At 67.3% G+C, this 26,174-nt stretch carries 22 protein-coding genes and 1 tRNA gene; 15 read left to right on the plus strand and 8 right to left on the minus strand.

Annotated features, from left to right (window positions below; all coding sequences use genetic code 11):
• Positions 1–77 precede the first annotated feature (77 nt).
• From thiL to HNP52_RS00780, 10 genes are all read left to right on the plus strand, one after another.
• Entirely contained in the window at positions 78–920 is an 843-nt protein-coding gene (gene thiL, locus HNP52_RS00735) for a thiamine-phosphate kinase (RefSeq protein WP_311768375.1), read from the plus strand.
• Positions 921–1,030: 110 nt separating this feature from the next.
• A complete protein-coding gene (locus HNP52_RS00740) occupies positions 1,031–3,211 on the plus strand; it encodes a sodium-translocating pyrophosphatase (protein ID WP_184161087.1) in 2,181 nt (726 codons plus the stop codon).
• A gap of 345 nt (positions 3,212–3,556) precedes the next feature.
• The gene (locus tag HNP52_RS00745; RefSeq protein WP_260395951.1) at positions 3,557–5,404 is read left to right on the plus strand and encodes a methyl-accepting chemotaxis protein; all 1,848 of its coding nucleotides are present in this window, start codon (positions 3,557–3,559) and stop codon (positions 5,402–5,404) included.
• A gap of 128 nt (positions 5,405–5,532) precedes the next feature.
• Positions 5,533–6,930: a DcaP family trimeric outer membrane transporter gene (locus HNP52_RS00750; protein WP_184161090.1), complete on the plus strand. Its 1,398-nt coding sequence runs from the start codon at positions 5,533–5,535 to the stop codon at positions 6,928–6,930.
• Between the two features lie 494 nt (positions 6,931–7,424).
• Complete coding sequence (gene infA / locus HNP52_RS00755) at positions 7,425–7,643, plus strand: translation initiation factor IF-1 (protein WP_003049127.1); 219 nt, start codon at positions 7,425–7,427, stop codon at positions 7,641–7,643.
• Positions 7,644–7,707: 64 nt separating this feature from the next.
• Entirely contained in the window at positions 7,708–8,277 is a 570-nt protein-coding gene (locus HNP52_RS00760) for a nucleoside triphosphate pyrophosphatase (protein ID WP_184161093.1), read from the plus strand.
• On the plus strand, positions 8,270–9,214 hold the full coding sequence (locus tag HNP52_RS00765; RefSeq protein ID WP_184161096.1) for a ribonuclease: 945 nt from the start codon (positions 8,270–8,272) through the stop codon (positions 9,212–9,214). Before HNP52_RS00760 ends, HNP52_RS00765 begins: the two co-directional genes overlap by 8 nt.
• A 1-nt stretch (position 9,215) precedes the next feature.
• A complete protein-coding gene (locus HNP52_RS00770) occupies positions 9,216–9,401 on the plus strand; it encodes a DNA gyrase inhibitor YacG (RefSeq protein WP_184161099.1) in 186 nt (61 codons plus the stop codon).
• A 30-nt stretch (positions 9,402–9,431) separates the two neighbouring features.
• A tRNA-Phe gene (locus HNP52_RS00775) sits at positions 9,432–9,507 on the plus strand.
• A 73-nt stretch (positions 9,508–9,580) separates the two neighbouring features.
• The gene (locus HNP52_RS00780; protein WP_184161102.1) at positions 9,581–10,678 is read left to right on the plus strand and encodes a LacI family DNA-binding transcriptional regulator; all 1,098 of its coding nucleotides are present in this window, start codon (positions 9,581–9,583) and stop codon (positions 10,676–10,678) included.
• 13 nt (positions 10,679–10,691) lie between these two features.
• Here HNP52_RS00780 and HNP52_RS00785 read toward each other — a convergent pair whose 3' ends face one another.
• A complete protein-coding gene (locus HNP52_RS00785; protein WP_184161105.1) occupies positions 10,692–10,892 on the minus strand; it encodes a hypothetical protein in 201 nt (66 codons plus the stop codon).
• 170 nt (positions 10,893–11,062) lie between these two features.
• On the opposite strand from HNP52_RS00785, the gene HNP52_RS00790 reads away from it, so the two are divergent.
• Genes HNP52_RS00790 through HNP52_RS00800 form a run of 3 tightly spaced genes read left to right on the plus strand, consistent with a single transcriptional unit; the run spans position 11,063 to position 13,379 of the window.
• A complete protein-coding gene (locus HNP52_RS00790; protein WP_184161108.1) occupies positions 11,063–11,704 on the plus strand; it encodes a peroxiredoxin in 642 nt (213 codons plus the stop codon).
• Positions 11,701–12,669 (plus strand): serine O-acetyltransferase EpsC, encoded by a 969-nt coding sequence (epsC, locus tag HNP52_RS00795; protein ID WP_184161111.1) that lies wholly within the window; start codon positions 11,701–11,703, stop codon positions 12,667–12,669. Before HNP52_RS00790 ends, epsC begins: the two co-directional genes overlap by 4 nt.
• Positions 12,666–13,379, plus strand: a complete 714-nt coding sequence (locus HNP52_RS00800; protein WP_184161114.1) for a gamma-glutamyl-gamma-aminobutyrate hydrolase family protein — start codon at positions 12,666–12,668, stop codon at positions 13,377–13,379. The genes epsC and HNP52_RS00800 overlap by 4 nt, the downstream gene beginning before the upstream one ends.
• A 7-nt stretch (positions 13,380–13,386) precedes the next feature.
• On the opposite strand, the gene HNP52_RS00805 is transcribed toward HNP52_RS00800, so the two are convergent.
• A complete protein-coding gene (locus HNP52_RS00805; RefSeq protein WP_184161117.1) occupies positions 13,387–13,575 on the minus strand; it encodes a hypothetical protein in 189 nt (62 codons plus the stop codon).
• A gap of 44 nt (positions 13,576–13,619) precedes the next feature.
• Positions 13,620–14,024, minus strand: a complete 405-nt coding sequence (locus HNP52_RS00810) for a hypothetical protein (protein ID WP_184161120.1) — start codon at positions 14,022–14,024, stop codon at positions 13,620–13,622.
• 189 nt (positions 14,025–14,213) lie between these two features.
• Between HNP52_RS00810 and HNP52_RS00815 the strand changes: the two genes are divergently transcribed.
• Entirely contained in the window at positions 14,214–14,999 is a 786-nt protein-coding gene (locus tag HNP52_RS00815) for a hypothetical protein (RefSeq protein ID WP_184161122.1), read from the plus strand.
• Here HNP52_RS00815 and HNP52_RS00820 read toward each other — a convergent pair.
• The 5 genes from HNP52_RS00820 to HNP52_RS00840 form a co-directional block, all read right to left on the minus strand.
• Positions 14,996–16,054: an alginate lyase family protein gene (locus tag HNP52_RS00820; RefSeq protein ID WP_184161125.1), complete on the minus strand. Its 1,059-nt coding sequence runs from the start codon at positions 16,052–16,054 to the stop codon at positions 14,996–14,998. The genes HNP52_RS00815 and HNP52_RS00820 overlap by 4 nt on opposite strands.
• A 65-nt stretch (positions 16,055–16,119) precedes the next feature.
• Entirely contained in the window at positions 16,120–19,218 is a 3,099-nt protein-coding gene (locus HNP52_RS00825; protein WP_184161128.1) for a TonB-dependent receptor, read from the minus strand.
• A gap of 321 nt (positions 19,219–19,539) precedes the next feature.
• Positions 19,540–20,955, minus strand: coding sequence for an efflux transporter outer membrane subunit (locus HNP52_RS00830; protein WP_184161131.1), 1,416 nt, complete (start codon positions 20,953–20,955; stop codon positions 19,540–19,542).
• Positions 20,952–24,206 carry an efflux RND transporter permease subunit gene (locus tag HNP52_RS00835; RefSeq protein ID WP_184161134.1) on the minus strand — a complete coding sequence of 1,085 codons (3,255 nt, stop codon included), beginning with the start codon at positions 24,204–24,206 and terminating at the stop codon, positions 20,952–20,954. The genes HNP52_RS00830 and HNP52_RS00835 overlap by 4 nt, the downstream gene beginning before the upstream one ends.
• Positions 24,207–24,217: 11 nt before the next feature.
• Positions 24,218–25,294, minus strand: coding sequence for an efflux RND transporter periplasmic adaptor subunit (locus HNP52_RS00840; RefSeq protein WP_311768376.1), 1,077 nt, complete (start codon positions 25,292–25,294; stop codon positions 24,218–24,220).
• Between the two features lie 279 nt (positions 25,295–25,573).
• On the opposite strand from HNP52_RS00840, the gene HNP52_RS00845 reads away from it, so the two are divergent.
• Positions 25,574–26,173: a TetR/AcrR family transcriptional regulator gene (locus HNP52_RS00845; protein ID WP_184161140.1), complete on the plus strand. Its 600-nt coding sequence runs from the start codon at positions 25,574–25,576 to the stop codon at positions 26,171–26,173.
• The last annotated feature ends 1 nt before the right edge of the window (position 26,174 follow it).

A 26,174-nucleotide genomic window follows, 5' to 3' on the forward strand; every position in this document is an offset into this window, starting at 1 on the left:
GCGAAGCGGTGGTGGAGGGGTAGCGCGCCTCACGCTTCATCGCTGGTCCCCCTCCCCCTCCGGGGGAGCATTGGATTGTGAACGAATCCGAGTTCATCGCCGCCTTGCGTACCCTGCCGCTCCATCCTGGCGCGCAGGACCTCCGCGACGACACCGCCATCCTGGCGATCGGAGGCGAGACGCTCGTCCTCACCCATGACGCGATCGCCGAGGGCGTGCACTACCGCCCCGGCACCGATCCGTTCGACGTGGCCTGGAAGCTGGTCGCCACCAACCTCTCCGATCTCGCCGCCAAGGGGGCCGAGCCGGTCGGCCTGCTGGTCGGCGCGGTGCTGGTCGACGGCGCCGAGCGCTTCGTCGAGGGGCTGCGGGCGATCCTCACCGAATATGACGTGCCGCTGCTCGGCGGGGATACCATCTCGGTTTCGCCGGCCACCTTCGGCTGCACAGCGATCGGCCGGGCGACCGTGACGCCGGTGCCGCGGCGCGACGGCGCGCGGCCTGGCGACGGGCTGTGGATCACCGGGCCGGTCGGCGCGGCGATGCTCGGCTTCGAGACCGGTCAGGGCAGCGCCTATCTGCGCCCCCGCCCCCGGCTGACCGACGGGCAGGCGCTGGCGGGCCATGTCACCGCGATGATGGACGTGTCCGACGGGCTGCTGCTCGACGCCTCGCGCATGGCCGAGGCGAGCGGCTGCACCGCCGACATCACGCTCGCCAAAGTACCGGTCGCCGCCGGGGCCGACCCGCTGCGCGCGGTCACCTGGGGCGACGACTACGAGCTGCTGTTCGCCGCGCCCGACGGGTTCGAGCCGCCGGTGCCGGCCGCGCGGATCGGCGGAATGATCGCGGCCGGAAAGGCGCCGCTGCTGCTCGACGGGCAGGTCCCGGGAATCGCGCTGGGATACCAGCATCGCTGAGCGGCTTGCGCTGAGGGCACGCGCCCGATAGCCTCCCCCATACCGGGCCTTTTAAATCCGGCACACAGACCGGCGCGGCTCGATATCCAATAGGGGAAGGGCTTGAACGCATGACGATTGTGTACATCGCCATAGCCTGCGGCGTGCTCGCAGTGCTCTATGGCTTGTTGACCAGCCAGCAGGTGCTGAACGCGCCGGCGGGCAACGAGAAGATGCAGAGCATCGCCGCTGCCATCCAGGAAGGCGCCAAGGCCTATCTCGGCCGGCAATATACCACGATCGGCATTGTCGGCGTGATCGTCGCCGTGGTCGTGTTCTTCACGCTCGGCACGCTGCCGACGATCGGCTTCCTCGCCGGCGCGGTGCTTTCGGGCGTCGCCGGCTTCATCGGCATGAACATCTCGGTCCGCGCCAATGTGCGCACCGCCGAGGCCGCGCGCGGCTCGCTGCAGGGCGGGCTGACGCTCGCGTTCCGCTCGGGCGCGATCACCGGCATGTTCGTGGCGGGGCTGGGGCTGCTCGCGATCGCCGTGCTGTTCTGGTACCTGGTCGGCCCGGCCGGCCTCGCGCCCAATTCGCGGGCGGTGACGCTGGCGCTGACCGCGCTGGCGCTCGGTGCCTCGCTGATCTCGATCTTCGCGCGTCTCGGCGGCGGCATCTTCACCAAGGCCGCCGATGTCGGCGCCGACCTGGTCGGCAAGGTCGAGGCGGGCATCCCCGAGGACGATCCCCGCAACCCGGCGGTGATCGCCGATAATGTCGGCGACAATGTCGGCGACTGCGCGGGCATGGCCGCCGACCTGTTCGAGACCTATGTCGTGACGCTCGGCCTCACCATGGTGTCGATCGCGCTGCTGGTGAAGAACCTCGCGCCCGAACTGCTGCTCAAGCTGATGGCGCTGCCGCTGATCGTCGGCGGCGTGTGCATCATCACCTCGATCATCGGCACCTATATGGTCCGCCTGGGCAAGAGCCAGTCGATCATGGGCGCGCTCTACAAGGGCTTCTGGACCACCGCGATCCTCTCGGTGCCCGCCATCTGGTTCGCCACCCAGTACACGCTGGGCGACATGAACGCGGTGATCGGCGCGCTGCCGGTCGATCCGAGCGCCTTCCTCGAGCCGAGCGACGCGATCACGCCGGAAGCGGCAGCCGGGCTCGCCTCGGGCGCGCAGTTTACCGGCATGAGCCTGTTCATCTGCATGATGATCGGCCTCGCGGTGACCGGGCTGCTGGTGTGGATCACCGAATATTACACCGGCACCAACTACCGCCCGGTCAAGTCGATCGCCAAGGCATCGGTGACCGGCCACGGCACCAACGTCATCCAGGGCCTGGCGATCAGCCTCGAATCGACGGCGCTGCCGACGCTCGTCATCGTCGTCGCGGTGATCGCCGCCTACCAGATCGCCGGGATCATCGGCGTCGCCTTCGCCGCGACCTCGCTGCTCGCGCTCGCCGGCATGGTCGTCGCGCTCGACGCCTATGGCCCGGTGACCGACAATGCCGGCGGCATCGCCGAGATGGCGGGCCTTGAGGACGAAGTCCGCCACAAGACCGACGCGCTCGACGCGGTGGGCAACACCACCAAGGCCGTGACCAAGGGCTATGCGATCGGCTCCGCCGCGCTCGCCGCCCTGGTGCTGTTCGGCGCCTATACGACCGACCTCAAGGAGTTCTTCCCGGACGTCCCGGTCGATTTCAGCCTGAACAACCCCTACGTCATCGTCGGGCTGCTGCTCGGCGCGCTGCTGCCCTATCTGTTCGGCGCCTTCGGCATGACCGCCGTCGGCCGCGCGGCAGGCTCGGTCGTCGAGGACGTCCGCCAGCAGTTCGCGCAGGACAAGGGCATCATGGCCGGCACCAGCCGCCCCAATTATGCCCGCACGGTGGACATCGTCACCAAGGCGGCGATCAAGGAGATGATCGTCCCCTCGCTGCTGCCGGTGCTGAGCCCGATCGCGATCTACTTCATCATCACCGCGGTCGCCGGCCAGTCGCAGGGCTTCGCCGCGGTCGGCGCGATGCTGCTCGGCGTGATCGTCTCGGGCCTGTTCGTCGCCATCTCGATGACCTCGGGCGGCGGCGCCTGGGACAATGCCAAGAAATATATCGAGGACGGCAATTACGGCGGCAAGGGATCGGACGCCCACAAGGCGGCCGTGACCGGAGACACCGTCGGCGATCCCTACAAGGACACCGCCGGACCGGCGGTCAACCCGATGATCAAGATCACCAACATCGTGGCGTTGCTGCTGCTCGCCGCGCTGGCCGGCCACGCCGCGGGCTGATCCGGCACTCGCGAAACCTCAAGGCCGCCGGCGCGATCCGGCGGCCTTTTTCATGCCCGGCGAATGGGGAATCGCGCCGCCGTTTCGCGATTGCAAAAAGCGACATCGCCGCCGCGAAGGGCCGATTTTCCCCTTTTCCGGCAATAGTTTGCCACAAAGCCCTCCGTAAGAATACGTACGTAAATTTCGTAATTCATGCCGCATCGCGCCAAGCGCCTCGGCAGTAAAATACTGAAATTACGTGATTTATCGCTACACTACCCCAAAGCGCCGCCGCCACAGTTGCAAAAACTGCATCTGTCCCGCCGCCTATAATGATCCCGAAACAGGAAAAAAGGGATCCGGCTGGTGCGATTGAAGATTGGTGCAAGGGTCAACCTGATCGGTGTGGCCTCGTTCCTGGGGCTGGTCCTCGTCACGGTGCTGTCGCTGATGCAGCTGAGCAGCGTGATGCGCGGCGGCATCGCCGACCAGACGCGCAAGACCGTCGAGGTCGCCTACAGCACGATCGCCCATTACCAGGCCGAGGAGCAGGCCGGGCGCATGACCCGTGCCCAGGCGCAGGCCGCCGCCCTCCAGGCCGTCTCGGCGATGCGCTATTCCGGCAAGGAATACTTCTGGATCAACGACATGCAGCCGCGGATGCTGATGCACCCGATGAACAAGGCGCTGGTCGGCCAGGATGTTTCGGGCACCAAGGATCCGAACGGCGTGCCGGTGTTCACCTCGATGGTCGACATCGTCCGCGCCAAGGGCGAGGGCTTTCTCGACTATAGCTGGCCCAAGCCGGGCAGCGAGAAGCCGCAGCCCAAGATCTCCTTCGTGAAGGGCTTCGCGCCCTGGGGCTGGGTGGTCGGCAGCGGCGTCTATGTCGATGACGTCCAGGCCGCGGTCGGTGCCGCCGCATGGCGCCAGGGCGGCATCGCGCTGGTCGTGATCCTGCTGGTCAACGCCATGGCCTTCATGCTCGGCCGCACGATCAAGCTGCCGCTGGTCGCGATGACCCGCCGCATGCGTGGCCTCGCCGATGGCGACAAGGACAGCCAGATCCCCGGCCTCAACCGCGGCGACGAGATCGGCGAGATGGCCGGGGCGCTCGAAGTGTTCCGCGAAGCCGCCGTCGCCAAGGAGCGCGCCGAGGCCGCCAAGGCCAAGGCCGATGCGGAACAGCAGTTCGTCGTCGACACCGTCTCGCAGCAGCTCGGCCAGCTGTCGGAAGGCGACCTGACCGCCGAGATCAAGGCCGAGTTCCCGCCGTCCTACGGCACGCTCAAGTCCAACTACAACAAGGCCGTCGGCAATCTGCGCGACCTGATCGGCGCGCTGTCCACCGCCGCGGTGGCGATCCGCACCGGCGCGAGCGAGATCGCCTCGGCCTCGGAGGACCTCGCCCGCCGCACCGAAGCCAATGCCGCGAGCCTTGAGGAGACCTCCGCCTCGCTCACCCAGATGCGCGGCCGCCTCGAAAGCTCGAGCGAAGCCTCGACCCGCACCGTGGCCCAGGCCGATGGCGCGATCAGCACCGTCTCGGGCGGCCGCGCGATCGCCGAGGAAGCCGTGCAGGCGATGACCCGCGTCGCCGACAGCTCGAAGGGCATCGACAGCGTGATCGAGGGCCTCGACAAGATCGCTTTCCAGACCCGCGTCCTCGCGATGAACGCCGCCGTCGAGGCAGGCCGTGCCGGCGAGGCCGGCCGCGGCTTCGCGGTGGTCGCCGATCTCGTCTCGGCGCTGGCGATGCGCTCGGAGGAGGAAGCCGGCCGCGCCCGCGACCAGCTCACCGCCACCCAGACCGACATCGTCTCGGCGGTCGACCGGGTGCGCGAAGTCGATGGCGCGCTGGCCGACATCTCGAGCAGCGTCGAGCAGGTCCATGAGCTGGTCGCGAAGATGGCCGACGACAACCGCGCCCAGTCGAGCACGATCGGCGAGATCGCCTCGGTCGTCTCGGCGATGGACACCTCGACCCAGCAGAATGCGGCGATGGTCGAGGAGACCTCGGCGGCGGCACGCAGCCTCTCGGGCGAAGTCGACCACCTCGCCGACCGCGCCGCCCAGTTCCGCACCGAGGACGCGCCCCGCGCGGTGCAGTCGGTGGCCAGGCCGGCCCCCGCCCCGGCCGCCAAGCCTCGCCCGGCCGCCATGCCGATCGTCAAGGCAACCGCGGACGCCGGCGACTGGGCAAGCTTCTAGACCCCAGTTCCCCGGCGAAAGCCGGGGCCCAGGGTTTCTCTGCCGGCTCGCTTGCGATCCTGGGCCCCGGCGTTCGCCGGGGAGCAGCCAACCGATCGCCCAAAGCCCGCTTCTCAAAGGACTCCCCCATGTTCTCGCGCAAATTCGCGCCGGCCCTGCTGGCCGGAACCATCGCTGGCGCCTTGGCCACCCCGGCCCTTGCCCAGCAGACCGACAGCGACCGGTTCAAGGCACTCGAAGCGCGCTTGGGCGCGCTCGATGCCGAAGTCGCCGAGCTCCGCAGCGCCCTCGCTGCCGAGCGGTCCAGGAACCCCGGCGTGGTTGCCCCCGCGCCCCTGGGCCGCCCCGTGACCGTCGCCGCTGCAACCCCTGCGGCGGCGGTCACGCCTCCCCTCGCGCCTGCGCCCAAGGCGCCGGCGAACGCCGGTCCCAGCGTGAAGATCAGCGGCTTCTTCAAGACGGTCGCGTCGTTCAGCCACACCAGCGGCGGCACGATCGCCACCAACACGATCGGCCGCGACTTCTACGTCCCCGGCGCGATCCCGATCGGCGGCCGCTCGGGCGGCACCGATTTCGAGACGCATGCCAAGCAGTCGCGCATCGTCGTCGCGGCGAGCACCCCGGTGGGCGGCCATACCCTGTCGGGCCTGGTCGAGACCGATTTCCAGACCGGTTTCGGCGCGGGCAACCAGCGCATCGTCAACGCCTATAATCCGGCGCTGCGCCGCGCCTTCATCCAGTTCGACGGCTTCCTGGCGGGCCAGGAATGGACCAACTTCCAGTATATCGCGGCGCTGCCGGAGACGACCGACTATCTCGGCCCGAGCGAAGGCACCGTCTTCGTCCGCCAGTCGCAGCTGCGCTACACGATGCAGCTCGGCCCGGCGCTCAGCCTGTCGGTCTCGGCCGAGAACCCGGCGACGATGAGCGCCAGCGTGGGCGGCGCGCTGGTCGAGAACGACACCGATCGCCTGCCTGATGGCACCGCACGGCTGAACTGGAAGCTCGGCAAGGGCGAGCTGTCGCTCGCCGGCCTGGCGCGCAAGCTCACCGTGGTGGGCGCCAACAACGATGCCGATGCCACCGGCTGGGGCGTGTCGCTTGCCGGCAAGCTGCCCTTCGGCCCGAACGGCCGCCACGACCTGCGCTTCATGGCGACGCATGGCAGCGGCATCGGCCGCTATGTCGGGCTCAACCTGGTGCCCGACGCGATGATGGCGGCCAGTGCCGGGCGGATCCGGCTGGAAACGGTCGACGTCACCGCAGGCTTCGCCGCGCTGCGCCTCGGCTGGACGGGCACATTGCGCTCGACGCTGATGGCCAGCTACCAGACCGCCGACTATCCGGCCGGCCTGGTCGATCCCGCCGCCACCGCGGAATCGTGGAGCGGCTCGGCCAACCTCTTCTACTCGCCGATCAAGCCGGTCGACCTCGGCGTGGAGTTCCGTCACGGCCGCCGCGAACTCGTCTCCGGCGCCCACGGCGTGCTCGACCGCTTCGAGATGATCGCCAAGTACAGCTTCTGAGTGGCGGCGGCCCATTCCCAATACTTCGCCACCCCCTTCGCTTCCCCGGCGAAAGCCGGGGCCCAGTCTCGGCGCATCATCGATGGCGTCGGAACTTCACGAACGACGTGGCAACTGGACCCCGGCGTTCGCCGGGGAGCAGGAACTAATTCCCCTCCCTGCAAGGGAGGGGTTAGGGGTGGGTTGGAAAAGGCCGGGCTCGATGCCCGGTCTTTTCTTTATCTCCACCGGTTAGCTGGGCTCCCCCGGCCTTCGCCGGGGTCGCAACCCACCCCCGGCCCCTCCCTTGCAGAGAGGGGAACAAGAAGAGCGCCGATCGAAAGATGGTTTGGCCGCGCACCCAAAATCCCCGCCCGCCGGCTGACAATCCCACCCCCGCACCCCATATCGGTGCAAGGCGGGGAACCTCATCGGGTTCTCCGCCTTTCCTTTTCCCGTCTTGCGCTGTAAAGGCACCGCCACTTTAAGCGCGCGCTGACTAGAGAGGCATATTTTTGGCCAAAGAAGAACTGCTTGAAATGCGGGGCCAGGTCGTTGAGCTTTTGCCCAACGCCATGTTCCGTGTTCGCCTCGAGAACGACCATGAGATTCTCGGCCACACCGCCGGCAAGATGCGCAAGAACCGCATCCGCGTGCTGGTGGGCGACGAAGTGCTCGTCGAGCTGACGCCCTACGACCTGACCAAGGGCCGTATCACCTATCGCTTCAAGTGATCCGGGGCACAGCACCGGATCGTCCCGGCGCTGGCCGGGCAGCTGAAGCCTGAAGGTCCGCCCCGTGCGGCTCGTACTAGCCTCCACATCGCCTCGCCGACTCGATCTGCTCAAGCGGATCGGGGCCGAGCCCGCGCGGGTCGCGGCCCCCGATGTGGACGAGGATGTCCGCACCGGCGAGAGCCCGCGCGCCTATGTGCTGCGCGTCGCGGTCGACAAGGCGCAAGCGGTGGAGCGCGCGGCCGATGAGATCGTCCTCGCCGGCGATACCACGATCGCGGTCGGCAAGCGCATCCTCGCCAAGCCCGAGGACGAGGCGGATCTGCGCCGCATGCTCGGCCTGCTCTCCGGCCGCCGTCACCATTGCCTGTCCGCAATCTGCCTGATCGGGCTCGACGGCAAGGCGCGCACCCGAATCTCCGACACCATCGTCACCTTCAAGCGGCTGACCGATGCCGAGATCGACTGGTACGTCGCCTCCGGCGAAGGGATGGGCAAGGCGGGCGGCTATGCCATCCAGGGCAAGGCCGAGGCCTTTGTCCGCTATATCGCCGGCAGCCATTCGGGCGTGGTCGGCCTGCCCGTGTTCGAGACGCGAGCGCTGCTGGTCTCGGCAGGCGTCGTACTTGGCTGAGTGGCTCTACGAGGCCGGGATCGGCGAGAACCGCGCCGCGCTGGTCTCGCGCGGCGCCATCTGGAAGGCACGGATCGAGCTTGAGGGCACCGGCCCGCGCGTCGATGCGGTGCTCGAGGCGCGGCTGGTCGACAAGACCGCCAAGCTGATCGCGCTCGACGGCGGCGGCGAGGCGCTGTGCGACCATATCCCCAAGACCGTGACGCAAGGCGCGAAGCTGCGCGTGAAGATCACGCGGGAGGCGATTCCCGAGCCGGGCCGCGCCAAGCTGCCCAAGGCGGTGCCGAGCGACGAGCCGCTGTCCGACGGGCCGACGCTGCTCGATCGGATCACCGCGAGCGGGCTGCCGGTGCGGGTGCTGCGCGCGCACGAGCCCGACGCGCTCGAGGAAGCAGGCTGGTCCGAAGTGCTCGACGAGGCGATCACCGGCGAGATCGTGTTCGCGGGCGGCGCGCTGCGGCTCTCCCCCACCCCCGCGATGGCGCTGTTCGACGTCGACGGCTCGGGCAATCTCGAGACCTTGTCGGTCGCGGCCGCGCATGCGGTGGCGCGGGCGATCGAGCGGCTCGGGATCGCGGGGTCCATCGGTATCGATTTCCCCACGCTGGTCGGCAAGGACGCGCGCAATGCGGTGGCCGAAGCGATCGACGCGGCCTTGCCCCAGCCGTTCGAGCGGACCGCGGTGAACGGGTTCGGCTTCCTGCAGATCGTGCGGCGGCGGGTGCGGCCTTCGCTCCCCGAATTGCTGCGCGCCGATCTGGCGGGCGCGGCGACTCGTGCGGAGCTTCGCGTGCTCGAGCGTCTTCCCCCGCCGCCGCCGACTACCCATATGGTGACCAGGAACATCGCCCGCCGCCTCGCCCAGCAACCGGGCTGGACCGCGGAGCTGGCGCGGCGAATCGGCGGGGTGACGGTCTTCACCTCGGCAGGGGATTGAAATGCGCGTGAAGAATGGCTGCCCGATGTGCGGGCAGCAGGTCGCTTCGGAATACAAGCCGTTCTGCAGCAAAGGCTGCAGGGACCGCGATTTATTGCAGTGGCTGGGAGAGGGATATCGAATCCCTGCAGAGCCGGCGCCCCGGGATGTGAATTCGGGGGTGGACAGCCCCGATTCGCCCGACTAAGAGGCGCGCTCCCCGGCACTCGCCGGGCGTGCCCGGGTAGCTCAGTTGGTAGAGCATGCGATTGAAAATCGCAGTGTCGGCGGTTCGACTCCGTCCCCGGGCACCACTTCTTCCAGATGGTGCCGAGCGCGTTTTCAGGTGGTGATCCGCCTGCGGCTGTGCCACGAATCACTACGAAAATGTCGTCGCTCCCAAAATCCTCGCCGCTGATCGGCGCCCCTGGATCCGAGCCCGCCCGCCGGGCCCCGACGATCGACGATGTGGCGGCCCTGGCCGGCGTCGGCCGCGCCACCGTCTCCCGCGCCCTCAACGACCAGGCCCATGTCAGCCCCCGCATGCGCGAGAAGGTGCTGCGCGCGGTCGAGGCGCTCGACTACCGGGTCAACCCGCAGGCCCGCAACCTGGCGAGCCGGACGAGCAAGACGCTCACCCTGATCAACTGCAACTCGCGCGACGCCCCGCCCAATTCGCATTACTTCGCCGCGATCGAGATGGGAGCCCTACGCGCCGCTGCCGCTGCGGGCTTCGAGCTGCTGACCTACAGCCTGCATATCGAGGACGAGGATCGCGACGACCGCGTGGTCGAGCTGTTTACCGCGGGGCGTACCGCCGGCCTGGTCCTGTCGCCGCCGCTTTCCGCCGATGTCGCGCTCGCCCGCCGGCTGATCGCCCAGGGCTGCCCCGCCGTGTGCATCTCACCGGGCGACGACGTGTCCGCGCTGCTGCCGAGCATCGGCTTCGACGAGGAAGCGGCGGGCTATGAGATCGCGCAGCACGTGATCGCGGCCGGGCATCGGCGCTTCGGCTATATGCTGGGCATCGAGGGCCATCCGGCGGCCGAACGGCGCCATGACGGCTTTATGCGCGCACTGGCCGAGGCCCGACCGGGCGCCGATGCAGTGATCGCCCTGCGCGGCGATTTCAGCTTCAAGTCTGGCGTGGAGCTCGCCGAGGCGATGCTGGCCGGGCCGCAGCGCCCGACTGCGATCGTCTGCGCCAATGACGACATGGCGGTGGGCACGATGTTCGCCGCCCAGCGCATGGGACTGGCACTGCCCGCCGACCTTACCGTGGTCGGCTTCGACGACGCACCGGTGACCGGCTATATCTGGCCGCCGCTGACCACGATCCACCAGCCGATCCGCCAGATGGCGGCGCGCGCAGTCGAGCGCCTGGTCGAGACGCTGCTGCGCGGGCACGGCGTGATGACGCCGGGACTGGAACTGGTCGCGCACCATCTGGTGCCGCGCGATTCGGTAGCGCCGCCCAGGAACTGAGTGGCAGCCGACGCTATTTCTTGGGGGTGACCCAGACCGATACCGGCACCACCACCTTGCCCGGCGCGGGCTTGCCGACATCGACGCGGTCGATCGCGACCAGTTCGCCGCTCTCGAGGTTGAACGAGGCCCAAGGCTTGGGCATGCGGCCGAAGCTCATCTTCTGGATCGGCTGGCCGGTGGTCGAATTCATGACGGTAGCAATAACGGGCATTTGCGTGGCCGTAGCCAGCCGGCGCGGCGGGTGTCCAGTGGCGATGGCGCGCTATCCACAGCCTAGTTTCGGCATGCCCCTGATGAAGCATTTGTTTATTCACCTACTAATTCAGTAGGATATTCTAGCCCTTCGTAACCGGCCTGAGACTCACCGCGCGAGGCTAACCCATGTCGCTCAAGCTCTTTGATACCGTCCCCGACTTCACCCAGGAATCGACCTTCGGCACGCTCAACTTCTACGACTGGGCCGGCAGGGACTGGGTGGTGCTGTTCTCGCACCCCAAGGATTTCACCCCGGTGTGCACCACCGAGCTGGGTACGGTCGCGCGGCTGAAGCCCGAGTTCGACAAGCGCGGAGTGAAGGTGATCGGCCTGTCGGTGGATCCCGTCGACCGCCATCTCGACTGGGCGAATGACATCGCCCGCACGCAAGACGCTGCGCTCAACTTCCCGCTGCTCGCCGATGTCGACCGGCGCATCTCAGAGCTGCTCGGGCTGATCCATCCCAATGCCTCGGACACGAACACGGTGCGCACCGTATTCGTGATCGATCCGCAGAAGCGCGTGCGGCTCACCCTCACCTACCCCGCCTCGACCGGGCGCAATTTCGACGAGATACTGCGCACGATCGACAGCCTGCAGCTGACCGACAGCCACAAGGTGGCGACCCCGGCCGACTGGAAGCAGGGCGAGGATGTAATCATCGTTCCCGCAGTGGGCGAGGAAGAGGCGCGGGCGCTGTTCCCGCAGGGCTGGACCGAGCACACCCCGTATCTGCGCACGGTCGCGCAGCCGGTGCCCGCGCCGTGAGCGAGGCCGTGACGGCTCCTGCCCTGTCGCCATTCACCGGCGAGATCGCCCAGGCGGTCTCCGCGCTCAATGCGGCACGCTCGGCCTGGCGGGAACGCCAGACCGGGCGCCACGCCGTCACGCGCTTCCCCTCGCCCACGGCGCTGGCCGAGGCGATCGAGCATTTATCGGCCGCGCTGTTCCCCGCGCGCCTCGGTGGCTTTCGCGGCGGCCCGGCGCGCGAGGATGATTTCGTCGACGAGCGGCTGGCCCATGCCTTTGCGCTGCTGCGCGAGGAGATTGCCGCCGAGCTCGACTATTGGCAGCGCGAGGCCGACCAGCCCTTCGATCCCGACCAGCCGGAAGCAATCGTCCGCCTGTTCGCCGCGACCCTTTCCGACATCCGCGCGGCGATCGACGCGGATGTCGAGGCGGCGTTCGTCGGCGATCCCGCCGCGCGCAGCGTCGACGAGATCCTGGTGAGCTATCCCGGCGCGCTGGCGATCCGCTATCACCGGATCGCGCACGAACTGCACGAACTGGGCGCTGCGATTGTCGCGCGGATCATCTCCGAGCTGGCGAATGCCCGCACTGGCATCGACATCCATCCGGGCGCGACGATCGGACAGAGCTTCTTCATCGACCATGGCACCGGCGTCGTGATCGGCGAGACCGCGATCATCGGGCGCAACGTGCGGCTGTTCCAGCATGTCACGCTGGGCGGGCGCAGTCCGCTGGGTCTGGCGCCGGCGGGGCCGCGCAGCCGCTTCGCCCGGCATCCGATCCTGGAGGACGATGTGATCGTCTATGCCGGGGCGACGATCCTGGGGCGCGTCACGATCGGGCGCGGCAGCAAGATCGGCGGCAATGTGTGGTTGCTCGACGATGTGCCGCCGCATAGCCTGGTGGTGCAGCCCGGCGCGATCCGACTGGATTCGGCGGAGGCCGACAGCATCGGCGCCCGGCTGGCGGAGCATGGCGCATGAAACCCCTGATCGGAGTCCTTTGCTGCAACGAGTTTTCGGAACGGCCGATCCAGACCGTGGCGAGCCGCTTCATCGCGCCGCTCGCCCAGCTTTCCGACGCGACCGTATTGCTGGTACCTGCGCTGCCCGACACGGTGGACGCGCGCTCGCTGGCGCGCAAGCTTGACGGGCTGCTGCTCACCGGCTCGCGATCGAACGTCGCCGGGCATCGCTACAGCGACAGCGGCTGGGACCAGACCCCGCTCGACGAGCAGCGCGACGAAGTAGCGCTGGCGCTGAGCGGCGCGATGATCGACGCCGGGCGGCCGGTGTTCGGCATCTGCCGCGGGCTGCAGGAGCTCAACGTGCTGTTCGGCGGCACGCTGCGCGGCGACCTGGACGGACATCACCTCGAAGGCGAGGAACGCAGCTTCGAGTGCCTGTTCACCCACGGCCATGACGTGACGCTGGCCAGGGACGGCGTGCTTGCCGCCGCCACCGGCGCGGACCGGCTCGCGGTCAATTCCGTGCACCGCCAGGGGATCGACCGGCTGGGCAGCGGGTTAACGATCGAAGCGCTGTCGCCCGAGGACGGGCTGGTCGAGGGCTTCTCCGCTCGCCCCAATGGCGGGCAGGTGCTGGCGGTGCAGTGGCATCCCGAATGGGACGTTGCGCGCCAGCAGGGTAGCCAGGCCTTCTTCCGGCTGGTCGGAGAAGCGCTGGCGGCCTGAGCCCGCGTCAGCGATTGTCCGGGCCGGCAACGTTCGCTGAGCTGCCGACGGGCTCGCCTTCCTTGGCCTGCTTGTAGTGGCCGAGGTTCATGCCGACGAAGATCAGCACGACCAGCGCGAGGATGATCGCGACGACGAGCACGAAGCCGCGCTTCCGACGGGACGTGAGCTGCGGGGATTCCTGCTGCGGTTCCATGCAGGAGATACCAGCGAGCACCGCCTCCGGTTCCGTGCGCCCCTTCAGTCGTGTGCGGGAATGAACTCGGTTTTCTTCTCCGCCGGCAGGCCCACGGGATGGAAATATGCCATGGCCCGGACGCCGATCTGGCCGTTCCGCCGGACTATTTCGAGGGAACAACCGTCTTCCGGCGAGTTCTGGGGGAAGAGCTTGTCGCCGAGGCGAGCCTCCACCCCCGCTTCCTGGGGCCGCGCCGGATCTACCGGCACGGCGTCCGGCCTGAAGCCCCCATTGGGCGTGGAGACGAAACCCGGACCGCCTTTCCGGTTGAAATAGATCCGGACGCCGTTTTCCGAGGTAACGACATCGGTGACCCAGCATATGAAAGGGCCGCTGCGCGTATCGGCGCGGACAATATCCGCCAAAGTCGGAGGCAGGACGGCAGCGATCAAGGCAAGTCCAATCATCTTCTCATCCTCCAAAGCCTCGCTGGAGTCTTATCCCTGCCGGTATGAATGACCGCAAGCCCAGCGTCTCCACGGGGCTTGACGCAAGATGCCTGGATGCCGACACCGATGGGATAGTCGCGCCATTGCGCGGTTCGGGGGAGGCCTGTCTTGCGTCTTGGATCGATTATGGCGGCTTGCGCGCTCGTGATGCCGCTGCAGCTCGCTCCGGCATCCGCGCAATCGACGACGCCCGAGCTCAGCATGCGGCCTGCCTGGATCACCGAACCGGCAGCGGGCGACCTTATCGTCTACATCACCGACGATTTCAGGAAGTCCGCGCCTATCACCCCGCAACCGCTGAATGTGGTGACGATCCGCCGCGCCAATCCGGGAGACCCTCGCAACAGTCCCAAGGAGGACATGGATGCGCTGTTCAAATATCTGAAGGCGAACACCGGATTCATGGCCAAGGATTCCGTTGCGTTCACCTCGGGCCGAGACCTGATCCGTTTCTATTTCAACGGCGATCATGCCGCGCTCGCCGCGAAGTTCCAGTTTCCGAAAGCCACGCTGGGTGAAGCCACCGCCCAGGACTGGACGATGCTGCGCTCGATCAGCATCCCGGACTTCTCCCGGTTCATCGCCAGGAGCGCCACCTCGCAGGCGGAACTTCAGCGCACGCTTTTCGGCGCCAAGGTCCCGCCGGCGGAAGCCCGGACCGTGGAACTCAAGCTGAAGATCGACGCCGACAGCCCGGCGCAGGGTCAGGCGCTCGCGGTCGCGCTGCGGAACAGGCGCCTCGACAATGTCACCGTGAAGCTGACGCCCGCCGCTGACGATCGCTCGCTAACCTTCGACGCGAGCATGCGCTTTTCCGAAGCGCTCGTGCAGAAGGTCATGAACGAGACCTGCGCCGACGCCGCCAAAGCCGGTGGTCAGTGCGTTTCCTGGGCAGGCAGGTTCCAGTCCGTCCACGTCGAACTTTCGCCCTAGCGCCCGATCAGGGTCACCCAGTCGATCGGCTTCTTGCCGGTACGCTCGGCCAGCTTCGCGGCGAAGTCGCGATAGGGGATGCCGGTGATCGCGGCGGCGAGCGCATAGGTGTTCACCGCGTTGCCCGGATCCCAGGGGTGCGGGGCATATTCCTTCTGCCCCGCCGCCGCGCGCTCGCGATCGAAGGCGATCTGCGAATTGGCGAACTCGATATGGGTCTTCTCGCCGAGCGCATAGGGCTCCAGCCATTTGAGCGCGCCGGCTAGGCTCGATCCCGTAGGGCTCTTCCACGCATACCAGTCCTGGTCGTGCGCCTGTGCCGACAGCGCGGCCATCAGCATGGGATCGAGATTGTAGGTGACATAATGGAGCGCATCGCGCTCGTAGAAATCGAACACCGAACCGTCGGGGCGGATATTGCCCGTCACCTGCTTGCGGAAGGCCGCGCGGGCGCGCTCGATCAGCTTCGCGTCACCGACCTCGAACGCCGCCATCGTCGCCAGCTTGATGCGGTGGCTCTGCCAGTTGGTGTGGGAATTCTTCACCGTGCCGTCCATCGCGTCGAGATAGCCCTTGGCCATCTTGCGCCAGAAGCCGTCGAGCTTGGCCTTGAGCGCGGGCGGCAGGTCGTCCTCGGTCAGGTCGGTAGCAAGGATCAGCGTGTCGAAGCCGGTCTCGTCGATCGGATTGAACGACATCTGGTAGATGTCCGCCCAATTCTCGAGATAGCGCGCGGTCTGGTCGAGATAGCGCCTGTCGCCGGTCAGCCGCCAGGCGAGTGCCAGCGCGATCACGATCGGCTGGTCCTGCTTGGCCTTGAGGCTGATCTCGCGGATGCCCTTGCCGGGAAGCGTCCCTTCGGTGTGGAGCTGCGGGATCGCGCCGGGCGGCCGGTCGAGCGCCGCATTGGCGCGGGCGATGATCTGGCGCGCCACCGGATCGGTCGCCGGAATGCCCTTGGCGAAACCGGGACCGAGGATCGCATTGTCCTGCGCGAATGCGGGAACGGCGCCGAACGCCAGCAGGGCGACGGCGCTGGAAAGAAGCAACTTCATCGGGCGGATCTCACCGAAAAGAGGGCGGAGCGGCTGCACGCATAGCCGCTCCGCATGCAGGGAGGCTAGAAGTTGGTGCGCACCGTCAGCGTGTAGGTGCGTCCGTCATAGTCGATGCGGCGCGGCAGCATCGGGTCGTTCTCATATTCCGATCGGGTGGCGTTGGTGAGATTGAACGCGTCGAGCGAGAGCGAGAAGTTCTTGCTGATGTTGATCGAGGCCGAGGCATCGAGCTGGCTGCGCGCCTTCACCGTGCGGGCATCGCCGACAAAGCTGTTGCCGGCGGCGAGATCATATTTTCCGCGATGGTTGAACACCATGCGCAGGCCGAACAGCTTGGTCTCGTAATAACCGATCAGGTTGATGTTGTGCTTGGCCACGCTGGGCAGCGTGATCGGGTTGCCCGCCGTGTCCTTCCCGTCGATCTGGGTATAGGTGTAGTTCGCGGCACCACCGAGATACTTGAGGAAGCCCGGCAGGAAATCGAGGTTCTGCTGGACCGAGACCTCGACGCCGCGCACCCGCATCGGGTTCTGGTTGGTCAGGCCGCTCGCCCGGACGATCGCTTTGACCAGCGTGCCGCCGGCGCCGATGAACTGGTTCGAGCTCACGCAGTTCGGACCGACGATGCTGAGGTTGCCCAGCCCATAATCGACGCCGTTGATCCGGCCATCCGACGGGCAGAGCACGTTCTGGTCGGTGATCGGGCCGATATAGCCGTTGACGTTCTTCTGGTAGACCGCGACCGCGAAGGCACCGCCGGGGCGGTTATACCATTCGAGCGACAGGTCGAACGAGTTGGAGGTGTAGGGCTTGATGCTCGTCGCGCCGATCGTGACCGTGTAGACCGGGTCGACCGCCGGGGTGAGCACTTCGGGCACCTGCACGAAGGAGATCGGCACGGTGTCGCGCGGCTGCGGGCGGACATAGGTCTTGTAGTAGGCGCCGCGCAGGACGAGGTTCTTGGCGAGGTCCGCCGCGAACATCGCCGAGGGCAGCCAATAGTCGTAATGGTCCTTGTAGGTCCGGTTCGACATGCTGTGGTTGACCGGCCCGGCCAGCGTCGAGAGCGCACTGGCGCAGTTGCGGCAATCGAGCGCGTCGATCCGCTGGTCGGTGGTCTCGTAGCGGACGCCGGCATTGCCGCGGACATGGATGCCGAAGATGTCGGTATCGAACTTGCCCATGAGATAGGCCGACATCACCTTCTTCGAGTTGGTGAAGTTGTTGTTCCAGTAATTGGCGTCCCAATAGTTGTTCACCAGCCCATAGGGGGTGAGGAACACGCCGCCGCTGCCATAGACGAACTGGCCGGGCAGGCCGTTGGGATTGGCGGTGGTGCGCGGGCCGGTGTTCACCGGGGTGACTGCACCGAGCACCTGGTTGATGTTCAGGTCGCGCCAGTTCTGGGTATAGCCCCCCGCGGTGCCGCCGAAGAAATCGGAGACATAGGGGTTCACCACCGACATTGCCGGGGTGACGTTCCCGGTGTTGGCGCCAAGCGAGGTATTGCGCGAGCCGATCGAGGTATATTCGTTGCGCTCGTAGCGGAGGCCCGCCTGCACGCTCGACAGGAAGCTGCCTTCGAAGCTCCGCTCGAAATCGAGCTGGATCGCGTCGAGCGCATTCCACGACTGGCCGTTGGTGCCGGTGACGCCGAAGCGATCGCCCTGGGTGCCCGCCGTCGCGCCGGGCATCTGCGCGCCGGCCTGAGTAGCCTGGTTCGCCGCCGAGGGCAGCGGATAGCCGCCGGTCGGGATGTGCGAGGCATTGGGCGTGTTGAGGATGAACTTGGCATCCTGCAGGCTGGTGCCGCCGGTGAAGATCGAAGCAGTGATGCCGTTCAGCCCGGCGGTGCCGAGATTGCGGTACGGGTTCTGGATGATGTCCAGCTCGATCTGGTTGGCGAGCACCTGCGCGCGCGAGATCGTGCCCTGCGCGGTCACCCGCCACTGATCGTCCTTGAACTCGATCGTCGGGTTGATCGCCCAGGTCTTCTGCTTGGCCGGCTCCGAGCGGATCGAGTCATAGGTCTGCAGATTCTCGGCCGAGAACTGGTTGATATAGGCGCGCGGACCGCTCGAGGTCTGGACGACATAGGGCGTGCCGAGGCTGGTGAAATGCGCCACGGCCGAAGTCGCCGCGAGCGCGGTGTTGGTGTTGTTGCCCGCCGAAGTGTCGATGTAGAGGAGGTGGTTCAGGCCCTTGTCGAGATTGCGCTCGGTATAGAAGCCGGTCGCGCCGAACTTGATCTTGTCCGTCGCCTGCCACTCATAGCCGGCTGCGCCGGTGAGCAGATGCCCCTGGTTCATGCGGACGAACTGGCGGACCTGGCTCGGATAATAGACGCCGCCCGGATACTGGGCGATCAGCGCCTGATAGGTCGGGTTGGTCGCCGCCGCCTGCTGGTTGCCGACCTGGATCGCGCCAAGGCGGTTGGCCCAGGTGTTGACCGAGATGGAGTCGCGGCGGAACTTCTCATCCTTGTAGGCGACGACGCCGAACACCGCGAAATTGTCGGTGATGTGCGCATTGTAGCCGGCCGAGAGCGCCGGGCTGCCGAGGTCGCCGAGATCGTTATACTCATAGGACGCCTTGGCCCAGCCGCCCTGCTTGCGGCCCAGTGCCGGGGCGATGCGCAGATCGACATTGCCCGAAAGGCCGCCGGCCAGGTTCGCCGCCGACGGCGACTTGATCACGGTGATCGCGGTGAAGATGTCCGAATTGAACGCGCCGAGCGGCGTGGACGAGGTGTTGGTCGCGCTGCCCAGGATCGGATCGGCGAAACCGCCGCCGTTCAGCGTGGTGCGCGCGAACGAGCCCGGCAGGCCGCGCAGCGAGATCGTCGCGTTGCGCGAATCCGCCTCGCGGTTGATCTGCACGCCTGGAATGCGCTGCACCGCTTCGCCGACGTTCAGGTCCGGGAAGCGGCCAAGGCCATCGGACGAGATCGAATCGGTGATCTGATCGGATTCGCGCTTGATGTTGAGCGCGTCGGCATAGGCGCGACGGAAACCGGTGACCACGATCTGGTCGGTCGGCGTCGGCTCCTCGGCCTGCGGCGCGGTATTCTGGTTGCTGCTGTCAGTGTTCTGCGCAAGCGCAGGCGTAGCCATCAGGACGGCGCAGAGCGCCGAGCCGGCAAATAGAGCAGTCCTTCGCATGACTCTCCCTCCCCATCTGTTTCCCGGCTTGTTTTGCCAGACAGGCTGGCCACCGGTGTCAGGCCAATAAGGCCGATACGGCGACAAGTGTCAATAGAGTGGTCAGGCCACATTGCATTATTGGTCGGGCAGGATGCGCTACGGGCACGAAAATGGGCCATGACGGGCCTTCGCGCGCGAGCATTTTGGTCACGGCCAAGCGGGCTGTGTCCAGCTACACTTTCGGGTAGTAGGGAGCGTTCGCGGCGTGCATGCCGCTGAAACAGCCGCGTCCCCGCGCGCCATGAGGCACGCGGGGCGCGGGGGCGGGGGTTGGCAGGTTCAGCCCTGGGGAGACTGCTGCCACCCCCCGCCAAGCGCGAGGAACAGGGTTACGGTCGCATCGGAGAAGTCCGATTCCGCCTGTGCGAGCGTCAGCTCGTTCGTGGCGAGCGAGCGCTCGGCATCGAGCACGGTCTGGAACGGCTCGGCGCCGGCGCGATAGCGCAGGCGCGCAATGCGCGCCGCTTCGCCGCTCTGGTCACGGCCACGACGCAGCGCCTCGACGCGCTGGCCCTGCGCGACATAGGCGGCAAGCGCCGTCTCGGTATCGCGCAGCGCGGTGAGCCAGGTGCCGTCGAACGTCGCGAGCGCGGCGTCCGCCCCGGCCTTGGCCTGGGCGATGCGCGCACGAGCCACGGTCATGTTCGGGAAGCTGAACGAGAGCAGCGGACCGACGCTGAACCGGAACGACGAGCTCTTGAACAGGTCCTTCGGATCGAGCGCGGTCGAGCCGATCGAGCCGCCGATCGAGATGTTCGGATAGAGATCCGCGGTGGCGACGCCGATCTGCGCGGTGGCCGAAGCCAGGCGACGCTCGGCGGCACGGACATCGGCGCGGCGGGCAAGCAGGGTCGCGCCATTGCCGACCGGGATCGCTTGGCGGACCACCGGCACGCTCTCGCAACCCGCAACGTCCGCCGGAGCCTCCGCCGGCGGCTTGCCGGTGAGCGTCGCCAGACGGAACAGCGCCGCCTTGCGCTGCGCCTCGAACACCGGGACGGTGGCGCGGGTCTGCTCGAGCAGCGCACCGCCCTGGGCCGTCTCCAGCCCCGTGCCTCGGCCACCGGCCTCAAGCCGGCGGGTCAGGTCGAACGTGTCTTCCTGCAGCTTGAGCGTCTGGTTGGCGACCTTGAGCTGCTGGCCGGCGGCGCAGGCATCCGAATAGGCGCGGATCGTCTCGGCGACGACCGTGACGCGGGCCAGGTCATAGGCGGCCTGGCTGGCAGCGACATCCGCCCGCCCGGCCTCGATGCCGCGGGCGATCTTGCCGAACAGGTCGACCTGATAGCTCGCGTCGAGACCCACGGTGTAGGTCTCGCCCTCGAACGAGGCGTTGGGGATGCCCATCGCCGCGCCCGGGGTGCGGGCATGCGTCGCCTGCGAGCTGACCGTGGTGCTCGGCAGGATCTGGGACCGGGTCTCCCGCAGCACGGCGCGGGCCTGGCGCAGGTTCGCCGCGGCGACGCGCAGGTCGGTGTTCGCCGCCAGCGCCTCGCCGACCAGCCGGTCGATCACCGGCGTGTCGTAGAGCTTCCACCAGTCAGCCGGCGGCTCGTCGGGCACGAAGCCCGGCGCGTTCGCCTGGCTGAGCTCGCCCTGGGCAGGCGCCTTGGGCGCGGGCGAGACATAGTTGGGGCCAACTGCGCAGCCCGCCAGCGACAGGCCGGCGGCGGTCAGGATGAGGGTCCGCTTCATTGGGCTTCTCCCGTCGCGGTGGCAGGCGTCTGGGTCGGCTCCGGCGGGGCTTGCTCGCTCACCCGGCCCCCGCCCCATTTGCGCATCAGCACATAGAAGATCGGGGTGAAGACCAGGCCGAAGATGGTCACGCCGATCATGCCGAACACCACTGCGGTGCCGAGCGACTGGCGCATCTCCTGGCCCGGGCCGCTGGCGATCGCCAGCGGGATCACGCCGAAGATGAAGGCGAACGAGGTCATCAGGATCGGACGGAGACGCGAACGGGCCGCGTGGATCGCCGCATCGAACCGGTTCATGCCCTCTTCCTCGCCCTGCTTGGCGAACTCGACGATCAGGATCGCGTTCTTCGCGGCCAGCGCGATCAGCACGACGAGGCCGACCTGGGTGAGGATGTTGTTGTCCATCCCCCGCAGGTTCACGCCGAGCAATGCCGCGAGGATACACATCGGCACGATCAGGATCACCGCCAACGGCAGCGTGAGCGCTTCATATTGCGCCGCCAGCACGAGGAACACGAACACCACGGCGAGGACGAAGATCAGCGCCGAGGAACTGCCCGCCGCCTTTTGCTGATAGGCAAGGCCGGTCCATTCATAGCCATAGCCCTGCGGCAGCACCTTGGTCGCCATCGCTTCCATCGCCGCGAGCGCATCGCCCGAGGAGACGCCCGGCGCCGCCTGGCCCTGCAGTTCGACTGCGGGGAGCAGGTTGTAGCGGACCACGCGCGACGATCCGGAATCGCGCACAAGGTTCGCCACAGCCGAGACCGGCACCATCTGACCGCTCGACGAGCGGACCTGGAGACGGCCGATATCGTCCATCTGGTCGCGGGCGTTCGGCTCCGCCTGCGCGGTCACGCGGAAGGTGCGGCCGAGCAGGTTGAAGTCGTTGACGTAGGTCGAGCCGATATAGGTGCCGATCGCGTCGAACACCTGGCTGGGCTGCACGCCGAGCAGCTGTGCCTTGTCGCGGTCGACATCGGCACGGATCTTCGGCGTTGCGGTGTTGAACAGCGAGAAGACCTGGCTGACCTTATGCTCCTGCATCGCGGCGCCCATCATCGCGCCGGTCGCGCCCTCGAGCCCGCGCCAGCCGCCATTGGCCGACTTGTCCTCGACCATCATCACGAAACCCGAGCCGTTGCCGAGACCCTGCACCGCGGGCGGTGCGATCATGAAGATGTTGGCACCGCTGATCTGCGCACCGATCGCGCCGGTGAGCTGGCCGGCCAGCGCTTCCGCGCTCTGCTTCTTGCCGCGCTCGGACCAGTCCTTGAGCTTGATGAAGATCACGCCCGCGTTCGACGCCTGGCTGAAGCTCGCGCCGTCGAGGCCGGCGAAAGCCGCACCGTCGATCACGCCATCGGTCTTGGCGGCGATGTCATAGGCCTTGGCGACGACTTCGCTGGTGCGGTCGAGCGACGAGCCCGGCGGCAGCTGGACGACACCGATCAGGAAGCCCTGATCCTGCTCGGGGATGAAGCCCGTCGGCGTGGCGGTCAGGCGCCAGCCGGTGAGCGCCAGCAGGCCCGCATAGATGATCATCATGATCAGGCCCATGCGGATCAGGCGGCTGGTCACATGCCCATAGCGATCCGACAGCCAGTCGAAGCCCTGGTTGAACTTCTCGGCGCCGACCTTGATCGGGCGCATCCAGCGCGGACCCTTGTTCGCATCCATATGCTCGTGCGGCTTGAGCAGCAGCGCGGCAAGGGCCGGCGACAGGGTGAGCGAGACGAGCAGCGAGATCGCCGAGGCCGCGGCGATCGTCACCGCGAACTGGCGGTAGAAGATGCCTGGGATGCCGCCGACCATCGCGGTCGGGATGAACACCGAGACGAGCACCAGGCCGATCGCGACCAGCGCGCCCGACACTTCCCGCATCGTAAGATGCGCGGCCTCGCGCGGGCTCTTGCCCTCGCGGATATGCTTTTCCACCGCCTCGACCACGACGATCGCGTCGTCGACCACGATGCCCACGGCGAGCACGAGCGCGAAGAGCGAAAGCGAGTTGATCGAGAAGCCGAGCGCGAGCTGCACCGCGAAGGTGCCGACCAGTGCGATCGGGATGGCGACGATCGGGATCACCGCCGCGCGCCAGGTCTGGAGGAAGATCAGCACGACGACGACGACGAGGACGACCGCTTCGAACAGCGTGTGCTGCACGGCCTCCACCGAGGCCGAGACATATTCGGTCGGGTTGTAGGGGATGCTGTACTGCAGACCGGCCGGGAAGTCCTTCTTGAGGACGTCCATTTCCTTCAGCACGAGCTCCGCTGCGTTGAGCGAATTGGCGCCCGGCTGCTGGACGATCGCGAGCGCGATGCCGCGCTTGCCGCCGAACGAACCCTGGATCGAATAGTCCTGGCTGCCCAGCTCGACCCGCGCGACGTCACCCAGCTTGGTGAGCGCGGCGCCCGAGGGATCGGACTTGATAACGATGTTCGTGAACTGCTCGACGCTGGCGAGACGGCCCTGCACATCGACCGGCACTTCGAACGAAGGCTTGTCCTTGCCCGAGGGCGACGAGCCGAGCGCACCGCCCGCGGTCTGGACGTTCTGCGCCTGCAGTGCGGCGATGATCTCCGAGGAGGTCAGGTTGCGCGCGGCTGCCTTGTCCGGATCGATCCAGACGCGCATCGAATAGTTGCCGCCGCCGAAGATCTGCACCGAGCCGACGCCTTCGAGGCGCAACAGCCGGTCGCGGATCACCGTGTTGGCGTAGTTGCCCATATAGTCGACGTCGAGGCTGTTGTCGGGCGAGGTCAGCGCCACGATCATCAGGAAGCCCGATTCCTGCTTGTTCACCGTCACGCCGATCTGGCGGACCTGCTCGGGCAGGCGCGGCAGCGCGAGGTTGACGCGGTTCTGCACCAGCACCTGCGCGGCATCGAGATCGGTGCCGGGCTTGAAGGTGACGGTGATCTGGCCCGCGCCCTGGGTGGAGGACGAGCTCATGTAGAGCATGCCCTCGACGCCGTTGATCTCCTGTTCCAGCGGCGCGGCGACCGTCTCGGCGATGATCTCCGGCGAGGCGCCGGCATAGGCGGCCTGGACCGAGATCGTCGGGGGGGCGATCTCCGGATACTGCGACAGCGGCAGCAGCGGATAGCAGAAGGCGCCGATCAGGGTGATGAACACCGAGATCACGGCGGCGAAGATCGGCCGCTCGATGAAGAAGCTCGAGAAGCCGCGATGCTCAGTCGGCGGCCCGGACGGGGCTGCCGTTGTGGCCTGGTTGTCACTCATCGACCCGTTCCTCAGCGCTTGTTCGCGGGCTGGGCGGCGTAGTCAGGCGCGTCGTTGGGGCCCTTGGCGGGAGGCGCCGCTTCCTTGACCTGGCCCGGCTGCGGCGTGACCTTCACGCCCGGACGGGCGCGCTGGGCGCCGTCGATGACCACGCGGTCGTCCTTGTTCAGGCCCGAGCGGATCACGCGCAGGCTGCCCTGGAGCGGGCCGGTCTGCACCGGACGCGCGGTCACCGTGTTGGTCTTGTCGACGACGAACACGATCTGGCGGGCCGCATCGGCCATGATCGCCGTGTCGGGGACCAGCATCGCCGGATAGGGCTTGGACGCCTCGAGACGGGCCGAGCCGAACATGCCGGCCTTCAGGAAGCCGCCCGGATTGGCGATGACCGCACGGGCGCGGATCGTGCCGGCACCGGCATCGAGCGCGTTGTCGACGAAGTCGATCGTGCCGTTATGCGTATAGTCGCTCTCGTCCGAGAGCTTGACCTTGATCGGGGTGCCGTTCTGGGTGCCCGACCCGTCACGCTGGTACTTGAGCAGCAGCGCTTCCGAGCCCTGGAACACGAAATGGACCGGATCGACCGAAACGATCGTGGTCAGCACGGTCTGGTCGGTCGCGACGGTGTTGCCGACATCGACCTTGCGCTCCGAGATGCGGCCGCTGATCGGCGCAACGACCCGGGTGAAGCCGAGATCGAGCTGGCGGGCGCGGAGATTGGCTTCGGCAGCGGCGACCTGCGCGCTACCCGAGCGCAGCGCGGCGCGGCGCTGCTCCAGCTCTTCCTGGCTGGCGGCGCGCTGCGCGACCAGCGCTTCCGAGCGGGCATATTCGGTCTGCGCGTTGGCGAGCGTCGCCTTTGCCTGGGCGACCTGGGCCGCAGCCTGGGCGACGGCGGCCTGGGCCGGGCGCGGATCGATGGTGAAGAGCAGCTGGCCCTTGCGGACATACTGGCCATCCTTGAACCAGATGCCCTGCAGATAGCCCGTGGCGCGCGGACGCACCTCGACGCTCTGGATCGCCTCGAAGCGGCCGACGAACTCGTCCCAGTCGACGACGTCGCGCACCAGCGGGGCGGCGACGGTCACGGGCGGGGCACCCTGCTGGGGCGGCTGCGCACCGCCTCCACCGCAGCCGGAAAGGACAAGCGCGGCTGCAAGAGCCGGGATGAGCAGCTGACGGTTCTTCGAGTGCATTTTCGATCCCTAAATCCGTGCCTCTGGCCGGACATCCTCCGCGGCGTCGTTGCTCGAAACGAACGACTTCCGATTTGGTCCCGCTAAGCGGGTTCAGGGAACTTGTCAACGAGTGATGACATATGTCCACAGCGGTTGACTATGTTCACCGCCATGTTAGGGAAACTGTCCATGATCCCACCGGTTCCGTCGCGGCATCGCAATGCCGTTGCGACGCGCCAGGCAATTCTCGCCTCGGCCCGGAAGCATTTCGCGCGCGAGAATTACGAGAATGTCGGTCTGCGCGAGATCGCGGGCGATGCCGGCGTCGATCCCGCATTGGTCAGTCGCTATTTCGGCAGCAAGGAAGCGCTGTTCCGCGAGACGCTGCGCGATGACGACGAGAAGGACATCATGGACGGGGCGACGCGCGAGACGCTTGCCCAGCATTTCGCCGATCTCTTCCTCGAAAAGGATGACGCGCCGCCGGGCGAGCGCGACATCCATATCGAGCGCATCCTGATTCTGCTCCATTCGATCGGCTCGCCCAAGGCCGGGCAGATCATCCGCGACGCGGTGCAGGCGGATATCCTCGACCCCGTTTCCCAGGAACTGGTCGGCCAGGATACCGAGATGCGCGCGGCGATGGCACTTGCGGTGCTGATGGGCATGGGCATCATGCACAACATGCTCTCGATCGACACGCTTGAATGCACGCCCGAAGAGGATGCCCGCTTCGAGAAGCGCCTGACGCGGATCTTCGCCGCCGCGCTGGAGCCGATGGACGACTGAC

Source organism: Sphingomonas kyeonggiensis (assembly GCF_014204495.1).
In the GTDB taxonomy this organism is placed as follows: Bacteria; Pseudomonadota; Alphaproteobacteria; order Sphingomonadales; family Sphingomonadaceae; genus Sphingomonas; species Sphingomonas kyeonggiensis_A.

Bases quoted from the DNA above. Each gene is read 5' to 3' on its own strand.
- HNP52_RS00740 (WP_184161087.1), top strand. From the start codon at position 1,031: ATGACGATTGTGTACATCGCCATAGCCTGCGGCGTGCTCGCAGTGCTC.
- HNP52_RS00750 (WP_184161090.1), top strand. From the start codon at position 5,533: ATGTTCTCGCGCAAATTCGCGCCGGCCCTGCTGGCCGGAACCATCGCT.
- HNP52_RS00770 (WP_184161099.1), top strand. From the start codon at position 9,216: ATGCGCGTGAAGAATGGCTGCCCGATGTGCGGGCAGCAGGTCGCTTCG.
- HNP52_RS00780 (WP_184161102.1), top strand. From the start codon at position 9,581: ATGTCGTCGCTCCCAAAATCCTCGCCGCTGATCGGCGCCCCTGGATCC.
- HNP52_RS00785 (WP_184161105.1), bottom strand. From the start codon at position 10,892: ATGCCCGTTATTGCTACCGTCATGAATTCGACCACCGGCCAGCCGATC.
- HNP52_RS00790 (WP_184161108.1), top strand. From the start codon at position 11,063: ATGTCGCTCAAGCTCTTTGATACCGTCCCCGACTTCACCCAGGAATCG.
- HNP52_RS00800 (WP_184161114.1), top strand. From the start codon at position 12,666: ATGAAACCCCTGATCGGAGTCCTTTGCTGCAACGAGTTTTCGGAACGG.
- HNP52_RS00805 (WP_184161117.1), bottom strand. From the start codon at position 13,575: ATGGAACCGCAGCAGGAATCCCCGCAGCTCACGTCCCGTCGGAAGCGC.
- HNP52_RS00810 (WP_184161120.1), bottom strand. From the start codon at position 14,024: ATGATTGGACTTGCCTTGATCGCTGCCGTCCTGCCTCCGACTTTGGCG.
- HNP52_RS00815 (WP_184161122.1), top strand. From the start codon at position 14,214: ATGCCGCTGCAGCTCGCTCCGGCATCCGCGCAATCGACGACGCCCGAG.
- HNP52_RS00820 (WP_184161125.1), bottom strand. From the start codon at position 16,054: ATGAAGTTGCTTCTTTCCAGCGCCGTCGCCCTGCTGGCGTTCGGCGCC.
- HNP52_RS00825 (WP_184161128.1), bottom strand. From the start codon at position 19,218: ATGCGAAGGACTGCTCTATTTGCCGGCTCGGCGCTCTGCGCCGTCCTG.
- HNP52_RS00830 (WP_184161131.1), bottom strand. From the start codon at position 20,955: ATGAAGCGGACCCTCATCCTGACCGCCGCCGGCCTGTCGCTGGCGGGC.
- HNP52_RS00835 (WP_184161134.1), bottom strand. From the start codon at position 24,206: ATGAGTGACAACCAGGCCACAACGGCAGCCCCGTCCGGGCCGCCGACT.
- HNP52_RS00845 (WP_184161140.1), top strand. From the start codon at position 25,574: ATGATCCCACCGGTTCCGTCGCGGCATCGCAATGCCGTTGCGACGCGC.